Origin of the sequence: Pseudomonas sp. BIGb0558 (genome assembly GCF_024807515.1) — a bacterium.
Taxonomy (GTDB): Bacteria; Pseudomonadota; Gammaproteobacteria; order Pseudomonadales; family Pseudomonadaceae; genus Aquipseudomonas; species Aquipseudomonas yamanorum_A.
Window position 1 is genome coordinate 587,906 of the sequence record NZ_JANUEW010000001.1, and the last position, 22,356, is coordinate 610,261.

Here is a 22,356-nt window from a genome sequence, read left to right on the forward strand (position 1 = left end):
CCTGGAGGCGGGTCGGCGCGTGACCAAATGTTTCATGGCAGTCGCGTGACACACACTATGCCCCTGCAGGGATTAACAAAAATCAATAATAATTGGGTTGTGTATAAGCAAAGACTTATAGTCGTCGCATCAGAGGTCGGCGGGAGTGCTTGAATAATGCGTAAGTCATTGATGCGTATGACATTGCGTCAGTTGCAGATTTTCAATGAAGTCTGTGATTTGCGTTCCTACAGCCGCGCAGCCGAGGAAATGTCACTCACGCAACCGGCCGTTAGCCTACAAATCAAGCAGCTGGAAGAGCTGCTGGGCCAGCCGCTGTTCGATTACGTCGGCAAAAAGCTCTATATGACTGAAGCAGCTGAAGCCCTGCAACGGGCCAGCCGCGACATCTTCGGGCGCCTGGAAAACCTCGACATGCAGCTCTCGGACATGCAGGGCTCGCTGCAAGGCCAGCTGAAACTGGCGGTGGAGTCCAGCGCCAAGTACTTCGTGCCGCACCTGTTTGCCGCCTTCAAGCGCCAGCACCCGGAGGTCAACCTGCACCTGACGGTGGTCAACCGCGCCCAGGTGATTCGCCGGCTTTCAGACAACCGGGATGACCTGGTGATCATGTCCATGGTGCCCCAGGACATGGGCCTGGAATTCCTGCCGTTCCTGAATAACCCGATTGTGGCGGTGGCGCCCCACGACCACCCGCTGAGTCATCAAGGGCCGTTGCGCCTGCAGGATCTTGAGCCTTACACGCTGCTGCTGCGCGAGCCGGGGTCCGGGACGCGGATGGCGTGCGAGGAGTACTTCAAGGAGAAGCGCGTGCATTTCACCCAGACGGTAGAAGTGTCTTCCGCCGAAGCGCAACGCGAGTGCGTGACCGCCGGGTTGGGCGTGGCGTTGCTGACGCGCCACGCGGTCAACCTGGAACTGGCCACCGGCGGGCTCAAGGAGCTGCCGGTGGAAGAGCTGCCGCTGTACCGCAGTTGGTGCCTGGTGCAGGCCAAGGCCAAGCGCCTGTCACCGGTTGCCCATGCGTTCCTGGGCTTTATCCGCAGCGAGCGGCTGCAGATCAGCGCCCTGGCTGAGCGCTTCGCTGGGCAGCTGCGGGCGCCTGCCAATGGAGTTCCGGATAGTCACTGATGCTCTGTTGCAATTGACGCTGATCGCAGCGGTCTTCAATTGCACGACGGAAGGCCATGCGGCGCTGGTCTTCCTGTTGGCGGCGGGTCTTGACGGTGCTGTTGCTTTCTTCGTATTGCCGAGCCATTTCGAGTCTCCCAATGCGAGTACGGGGAGTTCAGGATGGGCGCAGGCGATGACGGTTTGGCGGCGCGGGGATGACAGGACGATGAATCTTCTGAGGCTCAAACACGATCAACTGTAGGAGCTGGCTTGCCTGCGATAACGGTGCATCAGCCAATGAAGATGGCAACTGACAGATCGCTATCGCAGGCAAGCCAGCTCCCACATTTTGACCGAGTATGCCCTTGAGTCAGTCGTCGAGGGCTTTTACGGATTTGGGCGACAACCGAAGGCTGCGCAAGCTGCGCTTCACGCTCTTGAGGTGGTTGACCAGGCTCGGGCCGCGCGCCATGGCCACGCCCATCGCCAACACGTCGATCACCACCAAGTGGGCGATACGCGAGGTCAGCGGCGTGTAGATTTCGGTGTCTTCGTGCACGTCGATCGCCAGGTTGACGGTGGAAAGCTCCGCCAACGGTGTCTGGCTCGGGCACAACGTAATCAGGGTCGCACCGCTTTCACGCACCAGGTTGGCGGTGATCAGCAGATCCTTGGAACGGCCGGACTGGGAAATGCAGATCGCCACGTCGGTAGGCTTCAACGTCACCGCCGACATCGCCTGCATGTGCGGGTCGCTGTAGGCCGCCGCCGTCAGCAGCAACCGGAAGAACTTGTGCTGGGCATCCGCCGCCACTGCGCCGGACGCGCCAAAGCCGTAGAACTCCACGCGCTGGGCCTGGGACATGGCGGTCACGGCTTTTTGCAGTTCCACCGGGTCGAGCTTTTCCCGCACTTCCATCAGGGTGTGCAGGGTGGTGTCGAAGATTTTCAGGCTGTAGTCGGCGACGGAATCGTCTTCGTGAATCGCGAACTGGCCAAAGCTCGCACCGGCGGCCAGGCTCTGGGCCAGCTTGAGCTTCAAGTCCTGGAAACCGGAGCAACCGATGGCGCGGCAGAAACGCACGATGGTCGGCTCACTGATACCCACGCTGTGGGCCAGGTCGGCCATGGAACTGTGCATCACAGCCGCAGGGTCAAGCAGCACGTGATCGGCAACCTTGAGTTCCGATTTGCGTAACAGGTGGCGCGACTGGGCGATATGTTGCAACAGGTTCAAAGGGCAGGACTCTTGTTATGGGCGGAGCCAGGGATGTAGCAAGCTTGTAGTTATACTACAAGAATTACCGATTTGCCCGCTCGATGCATCACTAAATCGCGCTGCTGCCCGCTGATTCAGCGGGCAGGCTTGATGTAGCCCCGCGCGCGGCTTGGGCTCAACTACAGAAAATCGGCATTTTTTCGTAACAAATCCGCCAGGCCGTCTGCTTCCATCGGCCGACTGATCAAATAGCCCTGCACCTCGTCGCATTGCTCAGCCCGCAGGAAATCCAGCTGCTGCTGATCTTCCACGCCCTCGGCCACTACCTTCAGCGACAAGCCGTGGGCCATGGCGATGATGGCGCGGGTGATCGAAGCGTCTTCCCGCCCCTGGCCCAGGCCCCGGATGAAGGTCTGGTCGATCTTCACGTAGTCCACGGGGATACGCTTGAGGTAGCTGAGGGACGAGTAGCCGGTGCCGAAATCATCGATCGCCAGCTTCACGCCCAGGTCGCGCAGTTGCTGGAAGGTCAAGATGATGTGCTCGACACTGTCGAGCAGTTGGCTTTCGGTCAGCTCCAGCTCCAGGTACTGCGGATCCAGCCCGGTCTCCTCCAGCACCTGACGCACCAGGCTGACCAGCTTGCCTTGGCGCAACTGATGCACCGACAGGTTGACCGACACACGGATCGGCGCCAGCCCCTGGCGCTGCCACTCACAGGCCTGCCAGCAGGCCTGACGCAACACGAACTCCCCCAGTGGCACGATCAGGCCGGTCTCTTCGGCCAGCCCGATAAAATCGCCGGGCGGCACCATGCCCCATTGGGGATGCTCCCAGCGAATCAACGCCTCGGCGGCATTCAACTTGCCGCTGGCCAGGCACAACTTCGGTTGGTAGAACACCGTGAGTTGACGCTCATCAATCGCCTTGCGCAGCTGGTTTTCCAACTGCAAACGCTCCAGGGTGCTGGCTTGCAGACTGTCGGTGTAGAACTGGAAATTGTTGCCGCCCAGATGCTTGGCGTGCTGCATGGCCATGTTCGACTGGCTGACCAGTGCGGAGATTTCCCGCGCATTGTCAGGCAACAGGCTGACGCCCATTGAGGCGCTGACCACCAGCTCGTGCCCTTCCACCGTCACCGGCACCCGCAACTTGGCCAGCAACCGTGTGGCCACCCGCGCCAGGCTCGACAGGTTGCCGTAGGCGTCGAACAACACGGCGAATTCATCGCCGGAAAGGCGTGCGATGGTGTCGGCCTCAGGCAAGGCGTTGATCAAGCGGCGGGCCATTTTCTGCAACAGCTGGTCGGCCACTTCATGGCCGAGGCTGTCGTTGAGCAGCTTGAAACGGTCCAGGTTGATATGCAGCAAGGCCAGGCTGCGGCCGCCCTGGCGCACCCGCTGGTGGGCTTCGCGCAGCCGCTCGCGGAACAGCGAACGGTTGGCCAGCCCGGTCAATTCGTCATAGTGAGTGAGGTAGCGCATGCGCTCCTCAGATTCGCGCCGCGCAGAAAGATCGGCGAAGAAGCCCACGATATGGCTGACGTTTCCTCGAACATCACGCACCACATTCAATTGCAGCCATTGCGGGTAGAGTTCGCCGTTCTTGCGGGTTTCCACCAGCTCACCCTGCCAGGTGCCGTGGCTGAGCAGCGCCTGGCGGATCACCGGGAAGTGGCGACGTGCGTCGCGGCTGCTGGGCAGCTCGACGACATTGCGGCCGATCATGTCGTCAATGTCGAAGCCGGTGACGCGGCTGAACGCCTGGTTGACGGCGATCAGCACGTAGTTCGGGTCGAGAATCACAATGCCTTCGCTGGCCGCCTCGAATACCGTCGACGCCAGGCGCTGCTCCTCCTCCAGAGCCTTGCCGGCGCTGATGTCGCGCCGGGTGCCCAGCATCCGCGTCACACGCCCGCTCGGCGAGCGCTCCACGGCGCGGCCACGGTCCTGGATCCACACCCAATGGCCGGCGCCATGGCGCACCCGGTATTCCACCAGGTAGTCCTCGCTGCGGCCTTTAAGGTGCTCCACCAGCGCGCGCTTGAGCAGTGGCAAGTCGTCCGGGTGCAGCCTTGGTTTGAGATGGCTGAGCATCGCCGTGACGTATTCCGGCTCCAGGCCGAACAGCTCCTTGAGCTGGGTGTGGTGGACCTCGTCGGTTTGCAGGTTCCAGTCCCACAGGCCCAGTTCGCTGGCCTGCAACGCCATCGCCAGGCGCGCCTCGCTTTTGCTCAGGGCCAGGCTCGCCGCGTCCAGCTCCTGGCTGCGCTGATCGACGCGCTGCTGCAGGCCGGTCTGTGCCTCGCGCAACTCTTGTTCAACCTGGCGCCGCTGCTCCACTTCGCGCACCAGTTCCTGATTGAGCTGCTCGCTACGGTGCTGCGCTTGCTGCAAATGCTCGATCAACGCCTGGTTCTGGAAACGCCGCAGCAGCCCGCGCTGAATCAGGCGATTGACCTGCCACGCCACCAGGCTCAGGGACGCCAGCAGGATCAGGCCCAAACAGCCCCAGCCCTGCTGCTGCGGATCGCCGCTCCAGAACAGATAGATAATCGCCGGCACCAGGCAAGGCACGGCAAACGACAGGAAGGCGGGCAGGCTGACGGCATAAGCAACGCTGGCGGACAAGGTCGCCGCACCCAGCAGGCCGAACACCCAGGCTTGTTGCGCGAAACTGTCCACCGGTACCAGGGCGATGGCGGCGCTGGCCAATGTCAGGCCACTGACCGCGGACCCTAGCATGAACATCCGCCGCCAGATCGGCTGCGCCTGGCGGCTGGGCATCGCGGAATCGAACGCCGCCACCTGAATCACCCGCAGGGCCACCAGCGCCAGCAGCCACACCAGCCAAATGCTGTCCAGCAGGTAGCGCTGCGGGCTCCAGAGCAACCAGGCGCAGACCAGTCCATTCACCAGCATTAATAAGGTAGGCAGCAGGGAGCCTTGGTAAAGCAGGCGCGTGCGCTCGACCGCCATCTCCATGGCGTAGTGTTTGCGGATAACCTGCGCCGGCGCCACCGAGGGGCCAGCCAGGTCAATGCTAAGGGTCATAGGCAGTGTTCTTATAATGGTGAGCCCGAAACGTGCACGGAGCATACACAAGCAAACGCCGGGGCCAAACTGCTCTACGTCATTAAAATATCGCAATAATTGGCCGCAAACCTTGGTCCCAGACGGTTTGAGTGAGACGGGGCGCGGGCTGTGGCCAATGACCGACCGGTCATCACCAGGCACTTATCAAAAACAGACCGGTGAAGTTTTCCATCGACCATCCGGCATTGGGATTTGCCCGACTCCCCCGGGCACCCTAGAATGCGCCGATGCGCGATGATCTCTCCCTTTTGCTGAACTCCCTCAACGATGCCCAACGCCAGGCTGTAGCAGCCCCCGTTGGCCGTCAGTTGGTCCTGGCCGGTGCTGGCTCCGGTAAAACCCGAGTGCTGGTGCACCGTATCGCCTGGTTGATCCAGGTCGAGAACGCCTCACCGCATTCCATCCTGTCGGTGACCTTCACCAACAAGGCCGCTGCCGAGATGCGTCATCGCATCGAGCAGTTGATGGGCATCAGCCCGGCCGGCATGTGGGTGGGCACCTTCCACGGCCTGGCGCACCGCCTGTTGCGGGCCCATTGGCAGGAAGCCGGGCTGAGCCAGACCTTCCAGATTCTCGACAGCGACGACCAGCAACGCCTGGTCAAGCGGGTGATCCGCGAGCTGGGCCTGGATGAACAACGCTGGCCGGTCCGTCAGGCCCAGTGGTTTATCAATGGCCAGAAAGATGAAGGCCTGCGCCCGCAACATATCCAGGCCAGCGGTGACCTGTTCCTGGCCACCATGCGCAGCATTTATGAAGCCTATGAAGTGGCCTGCCAACGCGCCGGCGTCATCGACTTCTCCGAACTGCTGCTGCGCGCCCTCGACCTGTGGCGCGACAACCCGGGCTTGCTGGCGCACTACCAGAAGCGCTTCCGCCACATCCTGGTGGACGAGTTCCAGGACACCAACGCCGTGCAGTACGCCTGGTTGCGCCTGCTGGCCAAGGGCGGCGACAGCCTGATGGTGGTGGGCGACGACGACCAGTCGATCTACGGCTGGCGCGGCGCGAAAATCGAGAACATCTACCAGTACAGCGACGACTTCCCGGACGCCGAAACCATTCGCCTGGAGCAGAACTATCGCTCCACCGCCGGGATCCTCAAGGCCGCCAACGCCTTGATCGCCAACAACACCGGGCGCCTGGGCAAAGAGCTGTGGACCGACGGCGGCGAAGGCGAGGCGATCAACCTCTACGCCGCCTTCAACGAGCACGATGAAGCGCGCTACGTGGTGGAAACCATCGAAAGCGCCCTGAAAACCGGCCTGGCCCGCAGCGATATCGCGATTCTTTACCGCTCCAACGCCCAATCGCGGGTGCTGGAAGAAGCCTTGCTGCGCGAACGCATTCCGTACCGCATCTATGGCGGCCAGCGCTTCTTCGAGCGTGCCGAAATCAAGAACGCCATGGCCTACCTGCGCTTGCTCGAAGGCCGTGGCAACGATGCGGCGCTGGAGCGGGTGATCAACATCCCGGCCCGTGGCATCGGCGAGAAGACCGTCGAAGCCATTCGCGACCACGCCCGCCACAGCGATGTGTCGATGTGGGAAGCGATGCGCCTGCTGATCGCCAACAAGGGCCTGACCGGCCGCGCCGCCGGCGCCCTGAGCGTGTTTGTCGAACTGATCGAGAACCTGGCCGCCAAGTGCATGGAAATGCCCCTGCACCTGATGACCCAGACAGTGATCGAGCAGTCCGGTTTGATCGCCTACCACGAAGCGGAAAAAGGCGAGAAAGGCCAGGCACGGGTAGAAAACCTTGAGGAACTGGTCAGCGCCGCCCGCGCGTTCGAAAACACCGAAGAAGACGAAGACCTGACGCCATTGGCGGCATTCCTCGGCCACGCTTCGCTGGAAGCCGGCGACACCCAGGCTGACGAGCACGAAGACAGCATCCAGCTGATGACCTTGCACAGCGCCAAGGGCCTGGAATTTCCGTACGTGTTCCTGGTGGGCATGGAAGAAGGCCTGTTCCCCCACAAGATGAGCCTGGAAGAACCCGGCCGCCTTGAAGAAGAACGCCGCCTGGCCTATGTGGGCATCACCCGGGCCATGCAGAACCTGGTGATGACCTACGCCGAAACCCGACGCCTGTACGGCAGCGAGACCTACAACAAGGTATCGCGTTTCGTACGTGAGGTGCCCAAAGGCCTGATTCAGGAAGTGCGCCTGTCCAACAGCGTCAGCCGACCGTTCGGCGGCGGCCAGCAGCAGAACTCCAGCAGCATGTTTGCCGGCTCGGAAATCCCCGAGACGCCGTTCAGCCTTGGCCAGCAGGTCAAGCATGCGATCTTCGGCGAAGGCGTGATCCTCAACTTCGAAGGCGCCGGCGCCCAGGCCCGGGTGCAGGTGAACTTCGCCGAAGGCAGCAAGTGGCTGATGATGGGCTACGCCAAGCTCGAAGCAATCTGAAACAACTGTAGAAGATGAAGGATGTGGGTCCGCCCTTGTATTTGGCAGGGGTGGGGCCAATATCTGTAACAAGTCCTACAGACGATTCGGTATTGGCCCTACGCAAAAGCCCGAAACACTATGCCGCTAGCCACTGACATCACACCTGTGCAACATGGCGCGCGTGCAATCCACAAATGGGAATTCCCTTTATGAAACGTTTTCTTAGCATCGCCATGGCGTTGTGCATCGGCCTGACGATGAGCCTCGACGCCAACGCCAAGCGCTTCGGTGGCGGCAAATCCATGGGCTCGGCGCCGAGCCACCAGACCAGCCAAATGGCCCCATCCGGCGGCGGCATGGGCGGCGCAGCTGCGACCGCTGGTGCTGCCGGTGCCGCAGGCGCTGCTGCCAAGGCTGGCGGTGCTTCGCGCTGGTTGGGCCCTCTGGCCGGTATCGCGGCCGGCGGCCTGCTCGCCTCCATGTTCATGGGCGGCGGCTTCCAGGGCATGCAAATCTTCGACATCCTGATCATGGCGGTCATCGCCTTCCTGATCTTCCGCTTTATCGCCGCCCGTCGCCGCAAGCAGCAGGAGCACATGGCTCCAGCCGGCGCGCCGATGCAGCGTGAAGTGTTCGAGCAAAAGCCAGCCCTGAACTCGATGTTTGGTGGTTCGGCCGCACCGGCTGCTGCTCGCCCGGTGATCAATGCGCCAGCCTGGTTCAACGAAGAGCGTTTCGTCGAAGCGGCCCGCAGCCACTTCCAGTCCCTGCAGCAACACTGGGACGCCAACGAAATGGACAAGATCGCCGAGTTCGTGACCCCGCAATTGCTGGAGTTCCTCAAGCGCGAACGTGCCGACCTGGGCGACGGCTTCCAGTCGACCTACATCGAAGACCTGAAAGTGCAGCTTGAAGGTGTGGACGACCGCGCCGACAAGACCATCGCCACCCTGACCTTCAGCGGCGTGTCGAAGACCTCGCGTTTCGACCAGGGCGAAGTGTTCAGCGAAAGCTGGAACATGGAACGCCCGCAAGGCGAAAACCAGCCTTGGCTGGTGGCCGGTATCCGCCAGAACGGCTGATCCCTGCTCGCTTTGAATACGCAGTAGCAAAAACCCCGGACTTGTCCGGGGTTTTCTATTTCACGGTTGCACTTATAGCGAGCTACTGTATAAAACGCCCCTATAAACCGCGCCATCTAGCAAGAGGATCCCGGCCGTGGAAGAAGTTATCGAACAATTGCGTGAAGCCAACGAACCGGTACCGGTTCCTCTGGAACTGCCTGACGAAGACCAACTGGTGGAAATCGAGGAACAACTGTTCATCGATATCCCGTTCGTCTTCCGTGAATTTCTGCTGACCGTCAGCGATGTGGTCTACGGCAGCCTGGAGCCGGTGACCGTCACCGACCCACAGTCCCACACCTACCTGCCGGACGTTGCCGCCAACGCCTGGGATGCCGGTGTCGACCGCAGCATGATCCCGATTTGCCAGGACGGCGACGACTACTACTGCGTCGAAGAAGACGGCACTGTGGTGCTGTGGTCCGGCGAAGAAGAACTCGTCACCGAAGAAACCTGGGAGTCGGTGTGGCACTGGGCGCGGGACGTCTGGCTGGAAAGCTGAGACCTACTGTGTGCCGAGGGTGCTTGTTGTGGCGAGCGAGCTTGCTCGCGCTGGGCTGCGAAGCAGCCCCTGTCAGAGCAACGCGCTCTTCCTGGCGGGATATGAGGTGAAGGTTTTGGGGCTGCTTCGCAGCCCAGCGCGAGCAAGCTCGCTCGCCACAAAACCGGTCAGTGCTCCGGGGTATCCTTGTGGTTATCCAGGGTCTCCAGCAAGGCGACCTGCATCCGCGTATGCACGCGGATGAACCAGCGCCAGAGCACCGCGGCCACCGCGGCCGTCACCACGGCGATCAGCACCAGCAACTTGTTGGTCGGCAGGATACTGGCCGACAAGGCTGCCAATAGCAGGAAAATCACCAGCAGCGAAAGAATCGGGATCACTTCGGCGATCACCCGTCGTACACGCTGCGTGTGGCGCCCGGCCATTTCCGGCTTCACGCTCATCTCTGCCAGCAGCATCGACAATGCCTTGAGCTTGCGGTACGCCGCGATCAGGAACGGCAACGACAGCAGCAACGCCCCGCCCCAGATCAACGCCTTCTGCCAGCTCGGATCACTGACCCAACCTTCCAGATAACTGCCAATGCGCGCCGCGAAAAAACTGCCGGCAAAGAAGATCGCCACCACCAGCGCCAGGTTTACCCCCACCTGCAAAATGATCTTGCGGATCATCGACGCCAGCATCGCGCCCTCGCCCTGGGGCTGAATGCTGCGCAGCCATTCGCCATACATCCCGAACACCCGGCTCAAACGCTTGGGCATCACCGCCGCGATCTTCAGCGACAGCGGGTCTGCGCCACGAATCAGATACGGCGTGAGCAGCGTGGTGATCGCCGACACAGCCACCGCCACCGGATACAGGAAGTCACTGGTGACCTGCAACGTCATCCCCAGCGCAGCGATGATGAATGAAAATTCGCCAATCTGTGACAGGCCCATCCCCACCCGCAGCGAGGTACGGCCATCATTACCCGCGATAAACGCCCCAAGGCCGCAGGACAACATCTTGCCCAGCACCACCGCCACAGTAATCACCGCAATCGGCCAGGCGTATTGCAGGAGGATCTGCGGATCGATCATCAAGCCAATCGCCACAAAAAAGATCGCACTGAACATGTCGCGAACCGGTTCGATCAAGCGCTCAATCTTCAGCAATTGCCGGGATTCGGCCATGATCGCGCCAATCAGGAAAGCGCCCAGCACCATGCTGTATTCCAGCTTGACCACCAGCAGGCAGAAGCCGAAGCACAGGCCCAGCACGGTGATCAGCAGCATCTCGTTGCTTTCGAACCTGGCCACGTACTCCAACAGGCGTGGCACCAGCAAAATCCCGATGACCAGCGCAACAATCATGAACAACGAGAGCTTGCCGACGGTGGAAAACACCTCGCCGGAGCTGACCGTGCCGCTGACGGCGATGCTCGACAGCAAGGCGATGATGCCGATGCCAAGGATGTCTTCGACGATCAGCACACCGAAAATCAGCTGGGCAAAGCGCTGGTTTTTCATCTTCAGGTCATTGAGTGCCTTGACGATGATGGTGGTCGAGGAAATCGCGAGGATCGCGCCGAGGAACAGTGAGTCCATGGTGTTCCAGTCGAACCAGCGCCCGATTTCGTAGCCGATCCAGATCATCAGGATGATCTCGAGGAACGCGGCAATAAACGCGGTGGCGCCGACTTTGAACAGCTTGCGCAGGCTGAACTCCAGGCCCAGGCAGAACATCAGGAAGATCACCCCCAACTCGGCCAGGGTCTTGATGGTGTCTTCGTCGTGGATCAGGCCAAACGGTGGGGTGTGAGGGCCGATGATGAAGCCGGCGACGATATAACCCAACACCACCGGCTGCTTGAGCCGATGAAACAGGATCGTCACCACCCCGGCCACCAGCATGATCACGGCCAGGTCCTGGATAAAGCTGATGGCGTGCATGGCGAGGGGCTCCTTGAGGGGTACTGGCGCTTTTCCCATTTCCACGCATTCGCCCCGAAAGGTCGCAATGAACGGAAAGAAAAGTCTGCCTTGATCGTAAGAATTGCCCTTGAGGCGGGCTTTTGAAGGGTAACACCGCGACTTGCGACAGAAAGCCGGTGCAATATATGGAAACAGATCGCCACTGGCGTGACGGCAAGCCGAGGGCCAGCGTCCCGTTATGAATGGCTCTGCAAAGATTCCAGCACCCGCAGAGGTGCCTCCCCACCCAATGCCTACAACCCGTGAGTGTGCTATGGAACCCGGAAACACCCAGCTGTCGATGACAGTATTGATGACCCCTGACATGGCCAACTTCTCAGGCAATGTGCACGGCGGCACGCTGCTCAAGTACCTCGACGAAGTGGCCTACGCCTGCGCCAGCCGTTATGCCGGACGCTATGTGGTGACGTTGTCGGTGGACCAGGTGATTTTTCGCGAGCCGATCCATGTCGGCGAGCTGGTGACCTTCCTGGCCTCGGTCAACTACACCGGCAACACGTCGATGGAAGTGGGGATCAAGGTGGTCACCGAGAACATCCGCGAGCGTTCGGTGCGCCATACCAATAGCTGCTTCTTCACCATGGTCGCGGTGGATGACCAGCGCAAACCGGCCGCCGTGCCGCCGCTGCAACCGCAGAACAGCGAAGACAAGCGCCGGTTTGTGCAGGCTCAACAGCGCCGGCAGATTCGCCAGGAGCTGGAGAAGCGGTATCAGGAAATCAAGGCAGACGCGCCGTAAGTCCTACGCTGTAAACCCAATCAAACTGTAGGAGCTGGCTTGCCTGCGATGCAGACACCTCGGTGCTTCAGACAAGCCGAGTTGATCCCATCGCGGGCAAGCCCGCTCCCACATGGGTTCTGCGGTGTTATCAGTAGTGCCAGCAATCGTCAAATCGCGCACACACATCAAAGCGCTGGTCCAACTGGGCCATGCGCTCAATGTGGTGATTAAGGATGTCCAGCGCCACGCTCTTGTTGGTGTTCATGTAGTACCGCAGCATGTACTCGTCACTCGCGGTAATCATCTGGCGTACAGCGTTGTCCGTGGGCTGCAGCCACTGCTGCAACATGATGTCGTTGGTACTGCGCAAGCGCAGGCGGTACACATCGGTAAACATGCCCAGCGCCCGCGCCTGGCGCCCGGCAGCTTCGTCATGAAACAGCTTCAGGTTCTGCCGGTACTGGGTCCAGTATTCGTCCGGCAAGGTGACCGTGCCCATCGATGCCTTTCGCTTGGCAATCAGCGCGTCGATTTTTTCCGGCGAAAACATCGAACTGTCGGCCTTGGGCGGGTCCAGGGTTGTGATCGCCTGCGCGTTCTCCGCGAGGATCCGATCGATCAGTACCGTCCGCTGCGCCGTATCGGGCAACGGTTTGGCGAATATCGGACTTTGCCCCTGGCACACCGGGAAACCCGTATCAAACACCGGCTGCGGGATGCGCACGTCTTTGCCGTTAAATTGGGTCAGGCGCTGGAACAGCGTACTGCAACGGCCGCCCGCCATATCGAAGGTCACTTCATATTCCTCGCCCGCCTTGGGCGTGAAGCTGAAGGTCTTGCCGCAGATGTAGCTACCACCGTTGGTGTTGATCGCCAGCATGGTTTCCTTGCCGGGCGCCAGCTTGACCTCCAGCATGCCCCGGGCCTTGGCCGGCGGCGGCACGAGCATATCGGCCCGGCGCTTGGTGTCCACCACCAGGAAGTTGTTGAGCATGCCCGTGTTCTGGCCCGTGCAGTGTTGTGCGTCGTAGATATCGAGGGTGGTGTTCGACGTGTTGGAGATGAACCGTAGCTTCGCCGCGTCGGGCGCGCTGGCATCTGTGTAGGCGCCGTGGATACTGCATCCGCTGAGCAGAGATGCCAGAACCAGGGCAGCCAATGCCCGTGGCGAATGAAGCAGGGATAGCGACATGATCTTCCTTGATGAACGCAGAGGGCAAAAAGACGGCCGATGGTACCGGACGTCCTTTGCCTCGCTCAATCAGGAATATTCCTACAGCCCGATTGGCGTCGCCTCAAAGCGTACCCGCGGATGGGCAATCCGATCCTGTGCACGCACCAGTTCCAACTCGTAGCTGGCGCACGCCTGGGTTTCCAGCAGCACTTCGTGCACCGCCGCGGCCGTGAACTCAAAGGCCGCCACCAGGCTGTCGCCCAACAATACCCGCGCCAGGAACAGGCCCGACGTCAGGTCACCCACGCCCACTGGCTGGCGCGGGAACGCCAGCAGTGGCCGGCGCAGGTGCCAGCTGCCTTCGGCCGTCACCAGCAACATCTCAAAGCCGTCCGGCAGTTTTCCGGGGTAATCCAGGTGTTTGACCAACACCGCTTTCGGCCCACGGGCCAACAAGGCACGGGCCATGCCCAGGCAATCGAACAGCGACTGCGGCTTGCGCCCGGCAAAGCTGTCCAGCTCCAGCTGGTTGGGGCACAGGAAGTCAGCCATGGCTGCTGCTTCGTCCAGCAGGAAGTCACTGACCTCCTGGGGCACGATGCAGCCTTTTTCCGGATGGCCCATCACCGGGTCGCACAGGTACAGGGCCTTGGGGTTGATCGCCTTGATCCGCGCCACGCCGGTAAGAATCGCCCGGCCCTGGGCCGCGCTGCCCAGGTAGCCCGACAGCACCGCATCACAGTTGCCCAGCTCGCCGATCGCCGCGATGCCTTCCACCAACGCAGGAATTTGCTGCGGCGCCAACACTTCTCCCGCCCACTGGCCATACTGAGTGTGGTTGGAGAACTGCACGGTATTGAGCGGCCACACGTTCACCCCGACCCGTTGCATGGGGAACACGGCGGCGCTGTTTCCGGCGTGGCCAAAGACCACATGAGACTGGATCGCAAGCAGATGGGGCGTACGTTTCATGCAGGGGATTTCCGTAAAGCCGTTGAAATTCTGGCTGCGCAGTATGCGACTAAACGCGGCCTGTACGACAGACCGGAGACGCAGTTAAGCTGGCCCTACTTTGTTGGAGTTCATCGAATGCTGACCCTCGGAAATATCTTCGTGCTGATGCTGCTGGCGACCGGTGCCGCCTGGCTGTGGCACAACCACGGCCTGCGCGAGCGGGCGCTGGAAAGGGTCAAGCAGCATTGCGCCAAGCTCGATATCGAGCTGCTCGATGGCGCCGTGGCATTGAAGCGCATCGGGTTTGTGAAGGATGCCAGCGGTCGGCGGCGCCTGGCGCGGATCTACAACTTTGAATTCACCGTGACCGGCGAAACGCGGCACACGGGGACCATCACCCAGTTCGGCGCCCACAGCGCGCAAATCGAGCTGGCGCCCTACCCGTTCGAGATCAAGACCCCGCTGCCCAGCGCCGAAATCATCGAGCTAAGCCAGTGGCGCCAGGAGCACGGGAGCAGCAAGACCCGTCACTGACGGCAATCGGCCAAGGCACGCTGCAATTGCGCAACATCCTGCGCCTCGCTGAAGATCAATTCGATACGCGAATCCCGCCGCCATTCGCTGGGCTGCCAGGCCAAGGCGGCGTTATCCACAGCGTTGGCCGATACCCAGCCGTCCAGGCTGTGGATAACCAGTTTTGCCCGCCGCCACGCCAACGGCTCCAGCCATTGCTGCAGGCGCCGCCGGTCGAATTGTTGGCTCGGGTGCCAGCGCCAGCCGATGCTCCAGCCGTCTTCCTGGCCCTGACTGAGGCAGATCGGCGATGTCGGATCCGTCCAGATGGCCGGCATTTGCCCTACACCTTTGGGCACCTCGACGTTATCCACAGCCACCCTGGCTTGAGCGTTCAAGCCAGGTAACTGCGCCAAGGGCAACTGAGCCTGCTGTGTCCAGTAGATCGGCCGCTCGGGTAGCTGTTCTTCAATCGCTACGCGCTGCGCGTCACTCAGGGTTTCATGCTTGTTCAATACCAGCAGCCCGGCGCTGGCCAACGCTTCAAGCTGAGCCCCTGGCAACGGCTTGCCCGCCGCCAGCGCCTGGGCGTCCAGCACCAGCACGCACGGCTGCACCGCCAGCACCTGCTGCCAGGGCGCTTCCCGCAGTTGCTTGAGCAATTGAGCCGGATGCCCCAAGCCGGACGGCTCGATAAACAGCCGATCGGGCTTGGCCTTACGCAGCAGACGGCCCAGTCCTACCTGGAACGGCGCCCCATTGACGCAACACAGGCAGCCGCCCGCCACTTCACCGAGGGCAATACCGTCGTCATCACGGGTCAGCAGCGCTGCATCCAGGCCAATCTGCCCGAACTCATTGATCAACACCGCCCACCGCTCGTTGGCCGGGCGCTGGGCCAGCAGGTGCTTGATCAGGCTGGTCTTGCCGGCGCCCAGGGGCCCGGCAATCACATGGGTGGGAATATTCTGCAGCATGGTGGACATCATTCAGACCGTGTAGAGAGGTTTGATCCTACCCGGTTACGCCAACCAATCCAGCGTCAGAATCAACCGTCGTTGATCGGCTTGCAGCGGCGGCGAGCGGTGGATGAGGCCAAAGCCTTCGTTACCGTGCCATTTTTCGCCCTTGAGCAAGGCCACTTCGCCACAGTTGATTTGCTCGATGCGCTCTTGCGGCTCCGCGCTTGCCTGGCTGAGGTGCCGCCGCTCCATCACACCTTCGCGCAGCCACTGGCTGCCGATGCCGGCGTAGGTGGTGATCAGCCGCACCGGCACATGGTCCACGTGAAAGCGCGGGCACATGGCCTTGTCCAATAGCCGCAAACGCACGCCGATGCGCTTGGCACCCAGCAAACAGGCAAAGGCGCTGACCAGCCACGACACGTCGGCAATAAACCCTTCGTAGCCTTCAAGGTCGCGGCAACCCGAGGCGAAGTCCTGCAAGTTGGGCTCGGCGTCTTCAGTGTTCAGCTCAACCACCAGCGACTCGGCCAATGGTTCATTGAGCGCCACCAGCAACGCGCCGAACTCGGCGATGTGCAGCGGCAACTGGCGCTGCCACACCGCAAGGTTTACGCCGTCTTCAAGGATATCGGTGAGCACGGCCGGGGTTTCGCCGTGGATCTGGCGAATCACCGGGCGCAGTTTCAGAGTCGGTGCCAGCATCAGGCTGCCTCTTCGAACCAAGGGCCAAAGGGATCAGCCAACAAGCGCCAGCCTTCGACACCTGTGGCCATTTCATCGTCGGTCAGCAGGCAAGCGTCCAACTCGGCAGTCATCTGCGCGAAGTCGATGTTCTGCCCGATAAACACCAGCTCTTGCCGGCAATCGCCGGTGCTCGGCTGCCAGTTGCCCATTATCGCGGCCACACCCTCCTCATCCTGCGGCCACTGGGTTTTCGGCACGAAACGCCACCAGCGCCCGGCAAAGCCATGGCGCATCAAGCCGCCGGCCTGGGACCAGCTGCCAGCGTCCTGGTGTTTGCTGGCCAGCCAGAAAAAGCCCTTGGAGCGCAGCAGTTTTCCATTCACCCAAGGCCGGTCGATAAAGTCGAAGAACCGCTGTGGATGGAACGGGCGACGGGCGCGATAGGCGGTGGAGGCGATGCCGTATTCCTCGGTTTCCGGCACATGTTCGCCCCGCAGCTCCTGCAACCAACCGGGCGCCTGGGAAGCGCGCTCGAAGTCGAAGCGGCCAGTGTTGAGGATCTTCTCCAGCGGCACTTCGCCCATGACCATCGGGATGATTTCCGCCTGGGCGTTCAGGCGTTCCAGGATCGCCATCAACTCCTGGCGCTCGCTGCTGCTGATCAGGTCGATCTTGCTGATCAGGATTACGTCGGCGAATTCGATCTGCTCGATCAACAGGTCGGTGATCGAGCGCTCGTCTTCTTCACCCAGGGTTTCGCCCCGGGACGCCAGGCTTTCAGCGGCCTGGTAGTCGAGCAGGAAGTTCATGCCGTCGACCACGGTGACCATGGTGTCGAGCCGGGCGGTATCCGCCAGGCTCTGGCCTTCTTCATCGCGAAAGGTGAAGGTCTCGGCCACCGGCAGCGGTTCGGAAATGCCCGTGGATTCAATCAACAGGTAATCGAACCGGCCTTCCTTGGCGAGCTTTGCGACTTCTTCCAGCAAGTCTTCGCGCAAGGTGCAGCAGATGCAGCCGTTGCTCATCTCCACCAGTTTTTCTTCGGAGCGGTTGAGGGTGACGTCGCGCTGGACCTCACTGCCATCGATGTTGATTTCGCTCATGTCGTTGACGATCACCGCCACCCGCAGGTTTTCGCGGTTGCGCAGGACGTAGTTGAGCAGCGTGCTTTTACCGGCGCCGAGAAATCCGGACAGCACAGTAACGGGGAGACGATTGGGCATCAGGTGTTCCTCATCAGGGTTGGCCGGTCAAATCGCCCGTTGATGGCGTTCGCGCAGCTCTTCACGTTCTTTGGCTTCGATACACAGGGTGGCCGTGGGGCGCAGCAACAGACGCTTGAGGCCAATGGGCTCGCCGGTTTCACGGCACCAGCCGTACTCGCCGCGGGCCAGGTGCTCCAGGGCTTCGTCGATCTTGTCCAACAGCTTTTTTTCGCGCTCCAGCAGGCGCAGTTGCCATTGGCGCTGTTCTTCGGCGCTGCCGACATCGGCGGGGTCGCTGTTGGGTTCCTGTTCGCGCAGCACCATGAATTCAGCGTCGATGCGCACTTGCAGCTCATTGCGCTGGGCCAGCAACAGCTCGCGGAAGAAACCCTGCTGGGCTTCATTCATATAATCGGCGGACGGTTGGGCGAGAAGGTCTTGTTCGGTCATCGGAGGCGGTTCACGGGTCAGGCTGTTTTTTAATGTTATAGTATAACAATGCAAATAAGCCAATCCCCCTTGCTCAGAGTGACGAAGGGCGCAATGCTGGCAGCCGATTAACGCCCCGAGAGCCTCTATGAAATACCTGTTGTGCGGTGTGTTGCTGATGGTGACGGGCCAGGCCGGCGCCCAGGTGCCAAGCCTGCTGGCCAACTGCACGCGCAGCGCCAACCTGCTGGCGTGCGTCGACGCGCAGGGCAATGCCTACAGCGTCGCGACAGTGGGCAGCACTACGTATTTGCGGGGGTTCGAGGTGATCGGCAAACGCTATTGGGCACAGACCAGCAGCCGCTACGGGCAACTGACGTTCTTTACCGGGCTGGCGTCCGACGGTGAGGCGTGGGTGGGCTACACGCGGCGAGTGGGCTGGACCACCATCAACCGGTTTTCCAGTTCCGGTGGTGCCAGCGCCAAGTTCACCTGCAGCCGGATTACCGGCTGTTAGACCTGGCCGTTTTTCTGTTCCTGAACCCAGGCCATGTAGCTGTTCATCGGCGGGTTCTTCTGGAAGTAGTTTTTCAACCCTTCAAATAAACCGTCTGCCACCGCCTGTTGATGGCGCGCGGTGACCAGCCGCTGGGCGTCCTGGGTGTTGGAGATAAACCCGGTTTCCACCAGGATCGACGGCACGTCCGGCGACTTCAGTACCGCAAAGCCGGCCTGTTCCACACGTTTTTGATGCAGCGTGGTGATGCTTTGCAGGCTGCCCAGCACCGAGCTGCCCAGTTGCAGGCTGGAGGCGATGGTGGCGTTCATCGACATGTCGAGAATCACCCCGGCGAGCATCGGGTCCTTGTCCTTGAGATTGAGCAAGGTGGTGGCGCCCAACAGGTCGGCGCCGTTTTCCCGTTGTGCCATGAAGCGCGCGGTGGCGGACGTCGCACCACCTTCGGACAACGCATAGACAGAGGCGCCAGACGCCGTAAGCCGTGGCGCCGCATCGGCGTGCACCGAGATGAACATGTCGGCCTTGTGCTGGCGGGCGATATCCACGCGTTTACGCAGCGGTACGAAGAAGTCGTCGTTGCGCACCAGCTTCACGTCGAAACCCTTCTCGCGTTTCAAGCGCTTGGCCAGCAATTGGGCGATGGAAAGCACCACGTCTTTTTCGCGCTGCCCTTTAGAGCCGATAGCACCAGGATCCTTGCCGCCATGGCCTGGGTCGACCACCACGATGATGTCGCGTTTCGGATGGGCCTTGTCCACCGGCGCCGCCAAGGGTGCAGGCGCGGCCGCGATTTGCTGAGGGGCATGGGTGGCGCTGGTCAGGTCCAGCACCAGGCGGTGGCCCTGGCCATCCTGCGGTGGCAGCAGAAAGCTGTTGAGCTGCATCGGCGCCTTCAAATCCAGCACGATCCGCGTATCACCCTGGCCAAAGTGCCCCGAGCGAATCGAGGTAATGCCGCTGTTGGTCAGGGCCAGTTGGCTGAAATCACCGGTCAGCTTCGCGCCGCTCAAATCGATGATCAACCGCTCCGGCGCGGTCAGGGTAAAGGTCTTGTATTGCACCGGGCCGCTGAGATCCAGCACCAGCCGCAGCTTGTTATCCGAGCGCCACAGCCGTGCATTGCGGATCTGCGCGGCAGACACGCCAAAGGGCAAGGTGAACACCGCGCTGGCCAGCAGCAGGTTGAGGAGTTGACGTCTGTGCATGACTTACACCGCAAATAAAGGAGCTTCCGTACTCGACATGACTGAATAAAAGACAGAGCAGAAAAAATTTCGTCGACTCAATAGTTATAATATAACATGTCTTTTTATTTCCAACGATGGACCTGCTCATGAACGCGCTGACTCTGCCCGATATCGCCGCGCAGGCTTCACGCCAAGCCTTGCCGCTGGATTGGGTAGGCATGTGCGGCATTGCCCTGCCCATTCAGATCGACGGCCAGCGCCTCAGCGCCAAGGCTGATGCGGGCGTCAGCCTGGACGATGGCGAGGCCCGTGGCATTCATATGTCGCGGCTTTACCTGGCGCTGGAAATGCTTGAACAGCAGCCGCTTTCGCCAGCACTGCTGCGCAGTGTATTGCAACGTTTTCTCGACAGTCATGAAGGTTTATCCACAAATGCCTACCTGCGGATTCATGCAGACTTGCTGCTGAAACGTCCCGCGTTGGTCAGCCCGTTAGCCGGCTGGAAAAGCTATCCAGTGAGCATCGAGGCGCGTCTGGAAAACCAGATGTTCCACGTGGAACTAAAAATTGACGTTACTTACTCTTCAACCTGCCCTTGCTCGGCTGCCCTCGCCAGGCAATTGATTCAGCAGCAATTTATCGAAGACTTCGGTAACACACCGCTGCAACACGAAGACGTGCTGACCTGGCTGGGCAGCGCCAACGGCATCGTCGCCACACCCCACAGCCAGCGCAGCAGCGCGCTGTTGCAGGTCCGTCTTCAAGGCGATCAGCCCACACTGCCGCTGACGCAATTGATCGACGAAACCGAAGCCGCCCTCGGCACTGCCGTACAAACCGCCGTAAAGCGTGCGGACGAACAAGCCTTCGCCCTGGCCAACGGGCAGAACCTGATGTTCTGCGAAGACGCCGCCCGCCGCCTTAACCTCGCCTTGAAACGCTCGGATGCGGTCATTGCCTTCCACTTGAAAGTGATCCACGCCGAAAGCCTGCACGCGCACGATGCCGTAGCTGAAAGCCGCTGGACGAGACCTTCCGAATGATCACCTGCACCGCCTTGCGCTGGGGCGCTCCCGGCCAACCTCTCACCCCGGCTATAGATTTCACCCTGGAAAAAGGCAGCCTCACTGGCATCATCGGCGCCAATGGCACCGGCAAAAGCAGCTTGCTGAAAGTCATCGCCGGCCTGCAGAAGCCCCTGGCCGGGAAAGTGACGATTGATGTTCCACGCCGTGGTGGGCTGTCGTTTTTGCCCCAGCAACAGAACCTCGATCGCCAGTTTCCTATAAGCCTCGAAGAGTTGGTGGCGGCCGGCTTCTGGGGCAGCAAGCAACCCCCTGAACAACGCACCAAACGCCTGAGTGCCGTGCTCGAAGACTGGTGCCTCAGCGGCCTGGAGCATCGGCCGTTGATGGCGTTGTCGGGTGGCGAACTGCAACGCGCCCTGCTCGCTCGCATGAGCCTGGCCGAGTCGCCGATATTGCTGCTGGACGAACCCCACGCCGCCCTCGACGAAGACGGCCAGGCGTTGTGCTGGAAACACATCCACGCCTGGCACGACGAAGGCCGCACCGTGGTCGTGGTGTGCCATGACCTCGGCTCCGTGCGCCAACACACCCAGCAAGTGGTGCAGATCAAAAGCAGTGGCTGCGTATTCGGTTCAAGCAAAGAGCTGATCCGCCCACAGCCTCAGATGCAGGTGGCCTGATGCACTTTGCCGCCCACCTGTGGATGCCGTTTCTCGACTTCGTTTTCATGCGCCGCGCCCTCGTCGGCGGATTGGTATTGGCATGCAGCACGGCGCCGCTGGGAGTGTTCCTGATCCTGCGGCGCATGAGCCTGATCGGTGACGCGGTGTCTCACGGCATCCTGCCCGGCGCCGCCCTGGGCTTCTGGTTTGCCGGCCTGAGCCTGCCCGCGCTGACCATCGGCGGCCTGGGCGCCGGCCTGAGCATGGCCGGCCTCGCCGCCTGGATCACCCGTCGCACGGGCCTTAAGGAAGACGCCAGCCTCGCCGCCATCTACCCGATTTCCCTGGCCAGCGGCGTGCTGATCCTCGGCCTCGCCGGCAAGCGCCTCGACCTGCTGCACCTGCTGTTCGGCTCGGCCCTGGCGGTCGACGGCCCGACCCTCACCGGCATGCTCTGGGTCTCGGGATTCAGCCTGATCGCCATGGCGGTGATCTACAAACCGCTGCTGCTGGACACCCTCGACCCGCTGTTCCTGCAAACCGTCAGCCGCCTGGGCCCGCTGGCCCACGGCCTGTTTTTGACGCTGGTGGTGCTGAACCTGGTGATCGGCTTCCAGGCCATCGGCGCCCTGATGGTGGTCGGCTTGATGATGTTGCCGGCGATTGCTTCACGCTTCTGGAGCCGGCGCCTGCCGGTGTTGATCGCCATATCCGCGGTGCTGGGATGCCTGTCGGTGTGGCTTGGCTTGTTGCTGTCGTTCTACTACTCGCTGCCCAGCGGCCCGGCCATTGTGCTGGTGGCTGGCGGCTTGTACCTGCTGTCCGTGGTCTTCGGTCCGGTGCACGGCTTGCTGCGCCGCCCGCCTTTGCTTACATCCCAATGAGGTGTTTCCCG

22 protein-coding genes are annotated in these 22,356 nt (G+C 61.4%); 11 read left to right on the forward strand and 11 right to left on the reverse strand.

The genetic code is table 11. The features are described from left to right. Positions 1-156: 156 nt before the first annotated feature. On the forward strand, positions 157-1,131 hold the full coding sequence (locus tag M2400_RS02710) for a LysR family transcriptional regulator (protein WP_177043656.1): 975 nt from the start codon (positions 157-159) through the stop codon (positions 1,129-1,131). On the opposite strand, the gene M2400_RS02715 is transcribed toward M2400_RS02710, so the two are convergent. Beyond that, the gene (locus M2400_RS02715) at positions 1,061-1,258 is read right to left on the reverse strand and encodes a PA3496 family putative envelope integrity protein (RefSeq protein ID WP_084250771.1); all 198 of its coding nucleotides are present in this window, start codon (positions 1,256-1,258) and stop codon (positions 1,061-1,063) included. The genes M2400_RS02710 and M2400_RS02715 overlap by 71 nt on opposite strands. Here M2400_RS02715 and M2400_RS02720 point away from each other — a divergent pair. Further along, positions 1,196-1,375 (forward strand): hypothetical protein, encoded by a 180-nt coding sequence (locus M2400_RS02720; RefSeq protein WP_256348109.1) that lies wholly within the window; start codon positions 1,196-1,198, stop codon positions 1,373-1,375. The genes M2400_RS02715 and M2400_RS02720 overlap by 63 nt on opposite strands. A 108-nt stretch (positions 1,376-1,483) precedes the next feature. Here M2400_RS02720 and hexR read toward each other — a convergent pair whose 3' ends face one another. After that, the gene (hexR, locus tag M2400_RS02725; RefSeq protein WP_010168370.1) at positions 1,484-2,350 is read right to left on the reverse strand and encodes a transcriptional regulator HexR; all 867 of its coding nucleotides are present in this window, start codon (positions 2,348-2,350) and stop codon (positions 1,484-1,486) included. A 161-nt stretch (positions 2,351-2,511) separates the two neighbouring features. After that, complete coding sequence (locus tag M2400_RS02730; protein WP_177119952.1) at positions 2,512-5,385, reverse strand: GGDEF domain-containing phosphodiesterase; 2,874 nt, start codon at positions 5,383-5,385, stop codon at positions 2,512-2,514. Positions 5,386-5,654: 269 nt separating this feature from the next. Between M2400_RS02730 and uvrD the strand changes: the two genes are divergently transcribed. From uvrD to M2400_RS02745, 3 genes are all read left to right on the forward strand, one after another. Continuing rightward, positions 5,655-7,838 (forward strand): DNA helicase II, encoded by a 2,184-nt coding sequence (gene uvrD / locus M2400_RS02735; protein ID WP_003213452.1) that lies wholly within the window; start codon positions 5,655-5,657, stop codon positions 7,836-7,838. A gap of 191 nt (positions 7,839-8,029) precedes the next feature. Continuing rightward, positions 8,030-8,902: a Tim44 domain-containing protein gene (locus tag M2400_RS02740; RefSeq protein WP_177043653.1), complete on the forward strand. Its 873-nt coding sequence runs from the start codon at positions 8,030-8,032 to the stop codon at positions 8,900-8,902. 136 nt (positions 8,903-9,038) lie between these two features. After that, positions 9,039-9,446, forward strand: a complete 408-nt coding sequence (locus tag M2400_RS02745) for an SMI1/KNR4 family protein (protein ID WP_003213456.1) — start codon at positions 9,039-9,041, stop codon at positions 9,444-9,446. Between the two features lie 167 nt (positions 9,447-9,613). Here M2400_RS02745 and M2400_RS02750 read toward each other — a convergent pair whose 3' ends face one another. Next, positions 9,614-11,377 (reverse strand): cation:proton antiporter, encoded by a 1,764-nt coding sequence (locus M2400_RS02750; RefSeq protein ID WP_010168375.1) that lies wholly within the window; start codon positions 11,375-11,377, stop codon positions 9,614-9,616. A 295-nt stretch (positions 11,378-11,672) separates the two neighbouring features. Here M2400_RS02750 and M2400_RS02755 point away from each other — a divergent pair, with 295 nt between their 5' ends. Then, complete coding sequence (locus tag M2400_RS02755) at positions 11,673-12,158, forward strand: acyl-CoA thioesterase (protein WP_177043651.1); 486 nt, start codon at positions 11,673-11,675, stop codon at positions 12,156-12,158. A gap of 130 nt (positions 12,159-12,288) precedes the next feature. Here the strand turns inward: M2400_RS02755 and M2400_RS02760 are convergent, their stop codons facing one another. Continuing rightward, positions 12,289-13,332 carry a hypothetical protein gene (locus tag M2400_RS02760; protein WP_177043650.1) on the reverse strand — a complete coding sequence of 348 codons (1,044 nt, stop codon included), beginning with the start codon at positions 13,330-13,332 and terminating at the stop codon, positions 12,289-12,291. A gap of 81 nt (positions 13,333-13,413) precedes the next feature. Next, entirely contained in the window at positions 13,414-14,286 is an 873-nt protein-coding gene (pdxY, locus tag M2400_RS02765; RefSeq protein WP_063033787.1) for a pyridoxal kinase PdxY, read from the reverse strand. A 117-nt stretch (positions 14,287-14,403) separates the two neighbouring features. Between pdxY and M2400_RS02770 the strand changes: the two genes are divergently transcribed. Continuing rightward, on the forward strand, positions 14,404-14,802 hold the full coding sequence (locus tag M2400_RS02770) for a DUF3301 domain-containing protein (protein WP_259195394.1): 399 nt from the start codon (positions 14,404-14,406) through the stop codon (positions 14,800-14,802). Here M2400_RS02770 and M2400_RS02775 read toward each other — a convergent pair. From M2400_RS02775 to dksA, 4 genes are read right to left on the reverse strand one after another with little or no spacing between them, the layout of a single operon-like run. Continuing rightward, the gene (locus M2400_RS02775) at positions 14,796-15,758 is read right to left on the reverse strand and encodes a GTP-binding protein (RefSeq protein ID WP_259195393.1); all 963 of its coding nucleotides are present in this window, start codon (positions 15,756-15,758) and stop codon (positions 14,796-14,798) included. The two genes, M2400_RS02770 and M2400_RS02775, sit on opposite strands and share 7 nt — an antisense overlap. Positions 15,759-15,803: 45 nt before the next feature. Continuing rightward, positions 15,804-16,448 carry a DUF1826 domain-containing protein gene (locus M2400_RS02780; protein ID WP_177043648.1) on the reverse strand — a complete coding sequence of 215 codons (645 nt, stop codon included), beginning with the start codon at positions 16,446-16,448 and terminating at the stop codon, positions 15,804-15,806. Further along, the gene (zigA, locus tag M2400_RS02785) at positions 16,448-17,653 is read right to left on the reverse strand and encodes a zinc metallochaperone GTPase ZigA (protein WP_259195391.1); all 1,206 of its coding nucleotides are present in this window, start codon (positions 17,651-17,653) and stop codon (positions 16,448-16,450) included. The genes M2400_RS02780 and zigA overlap by 1 nt, the downstream gene beginning before the upstream one ends. Before the next feature lie 27 nt (positions 17,654-17,680). After that, a complete protein-coding gene (gene dksA / locus M2400_RS02790; RefSeq protein ID WP_177043646.1) occupies positions 17,681-18,085 on the reverse strand; it encodes an RNA polymerase-binding protein DksA in 405 nt (134 codons plus the stop codon). Positions 18,086-18,212: 127 nt separating this feature from the next. On the opposite strand from dksA, the gene M2400_RS02795 reads away from it, so the two are divergent. Continuing rightward, on the forward strand, positions 18,213-18,581 hold the full coding sequence (locus M2400_RS02795) for a glutamine synthetase (protein ID WP_177043645.1): 369 nt from the start codon (positions 18,213-18,215) through the stop codon (positions 18,579-18,581). Here M2400_RS02795 and M2400_RS02800 read toward each other — a convergent pair. Next, entirely contained in the window at positions 18,578-19,789 is a 1,212-nt protein-coding gene (locus M2400_RS02800; RefSeq protein ID WP_177043644.1) for an N-acetylmuramoyl-L-alanine amidase, read from the reverse strand. The two genes, M2400_RS02795 and M2400_RS02800, sit on opposite strands and share 4 nt — an antisense overlap. A gap of 128 nt (positions 19,790-19,917) precedes the next feature. Here M2400_RS02800 and folE2 point away from each other — a divergent pair, with 128 nt between their 5' ends. The 3 genes from folE2 to M2400_RS02815 are packed head-to-tail and all read left to right on the forward strand — an operon-like array spanning position 19,918 to position 22,345. Continuing rightward, on the forward strand, positions 19,918-20,814 hold the full coding sequence (folE2, locus tag M2400_RS02805) for a GTP cyclohydrolase FolE2 (RefSeq protein ID WP_177079127.1): 897 nt from the start codon (positions 19,918-19,920) through the stop codon (positions 20,812-20,814). Then, positions 20,811-21,479: a metal ABC transporter ATP-binding protein gene (locus tag M2400_RS02810; protein WP_177112336.1), complete on the forward strand. Its 669-nt coding sequence runs from the start codon at positions 20,811-20,813 to the stop codon at positions 21,477-21,479. Before folE2 ends, M2400_RS02810 begins: the two co-directional genes overlap by 4 nt. Further along, positions 21,479-22,345: a metal ABC transporter permease gene (locus M2400_RS02815; protein ID WP_017476789.1), complete on the forward strand. Its 867-nt coding sequence runs from the start codon at positions 21,479-21,481 to the stop codon at positions 22,343-22,345. The genes M2400_RS02810 and M2400_RS02815 overlap by 1 nt, the downstream gene beginning before the upstream one ends. Positions 22,346-22,356 lie beyond the last annotated feature (11 nt).

Excerpts from the sequence above, each read along its gene's own strand:
- M2400_RS02710 (WP_177043656.1), top strand. The coding sequence starts at position 157 with ATGCGTAAGTCATTGATGCGTATGACATTGCGTCAGTTGCAGATTTTC.
- M2400_RS02715 (WP_084250771.1), bottom strand. The coding sequence starts at position 1,258 with ATGGCTCGGCAATACGAAGAAAGCAACAGCACCGTCAAGACCCGCCGC.
- M2400_RS02730 (WP_177119952.1), bottom strand. The coding sequence starts at position 5,385 with ATGACCCTTAGCATTGACCTGGCTGGCCCCTCGGTGGCGCCGGCGCAG.
- uvrD (WP_003213452.1), top strand. The coding sequence starts at position 5,655 with ATGCGCGATGATCTCTCCCTTTTGCTGAACTCCCTCAACGATGCCCAA.
- M2400_RS02740 (WP_177043653.1), top strand. The coding sequence starts at position 8,030 with ATGAAACGTTTTCTTAGCATCGCCATGGCGTTGTGCATCGGCCTGACG.
- M2400_RS02750 (WP_010168375.1), bottom strand. The coding sequence starts at position 11,377 with ATGCACGCCATCAGCTTTATCCAGGACCTGGCCGTGATCATGCTGGTG.
- M2400_RS02755 (WP_177043651.1), top strand. The coding sequence starts at position 11,673 with ATGGAACCCGGAAACACCCAGCTGTCGATGACAGTATTGATGACCCCT.
- M2400_RS02760 (WP_177043650.1), bottom strand. The coding sequence starts at position 13,332 with ATGTCGCTATCCCTGCTTCATTCGCCACGGGCATTGGCTGCCCTGGTT.
- pdxY (WP_063033787.1), bottom strand. The coding sequence starts at position 14,286 with ATGAAACGTACGCCCCATCTGCTTGCGATCCAGTCTCATGTGGTCTTT.
- M2400_RS02770 (WP_259195394.1), top strand. The coding sequence starts at position 14,404 with ATGCTGACCCTCGGAAATATCTTCGTGCTGATGCTGCTGGCGACCGGT.
- M2400_RS02775 (WP_259195393.1), bottom strand. The coding sequence starts at position 15,758 with ATGCTGCAGAATATTCCCACCCATGTGATTGCCGGGCCCCTGGGCGCC.
- M2400_RS02780 (WP_177043648.1), bottom strand. The coding sequence starts at position 16,448 with ATGCTGGCACCGACTCTGAAACTGCGCCCGGTGATTCGCCAGATCCAC.
- zigA (WP_259195391.1), bottom strand. The coding sequence starts at position 17,653 with ATGCCCAATCGTCTCCCCGTTACTGTGCTGTCCGGATTTCTCGGCGCC.
- dksA (WP_177043646.1), bottom strand. The coding sequence starts at position 18,085 with ATGACCGAACAAGACCTTCTCGCCCAACCGTCCGCCGATTATATGAAT.
- M2400_RS02795 (WP_177043645.1), top strand. The coding sequence starts at position 18,213 with ATGAAATACCTGTTGTGCGGTGTGTTGCTGATGGTGACGGGCCAGGCC.
- M2400_RS02800 (WP_177043644.1), bottom strand. The coding sequence starts at position 19,789 with ATGCACAGACGTCAACTCCTCAACCTGCTGCTGGCCAGCGCGGTGTTC.
- folE2 (WP_177079127.1), top strand. The coding sequence starts at position 19,918 with ATGAACGCGCTGACTCTGCCCGATATCGCCGCGCAGGCTTCACGCCAA.
- M2400_RS02810 (WP_177112336.1), top strand. The coding sequence starts at position 20,811 with ATGATCACCTGCACCGCCTTGCGCTGGGGCGCTCCCGGCCAACCTCTC.
- M2400_RS02815 (WP_017476789.1), top strand. The coding sequence starts at position 21,479 with ATGCACTTTGCCGCCCACCTGTGGATGCCGTTTCTCGACTTCGTTTTC.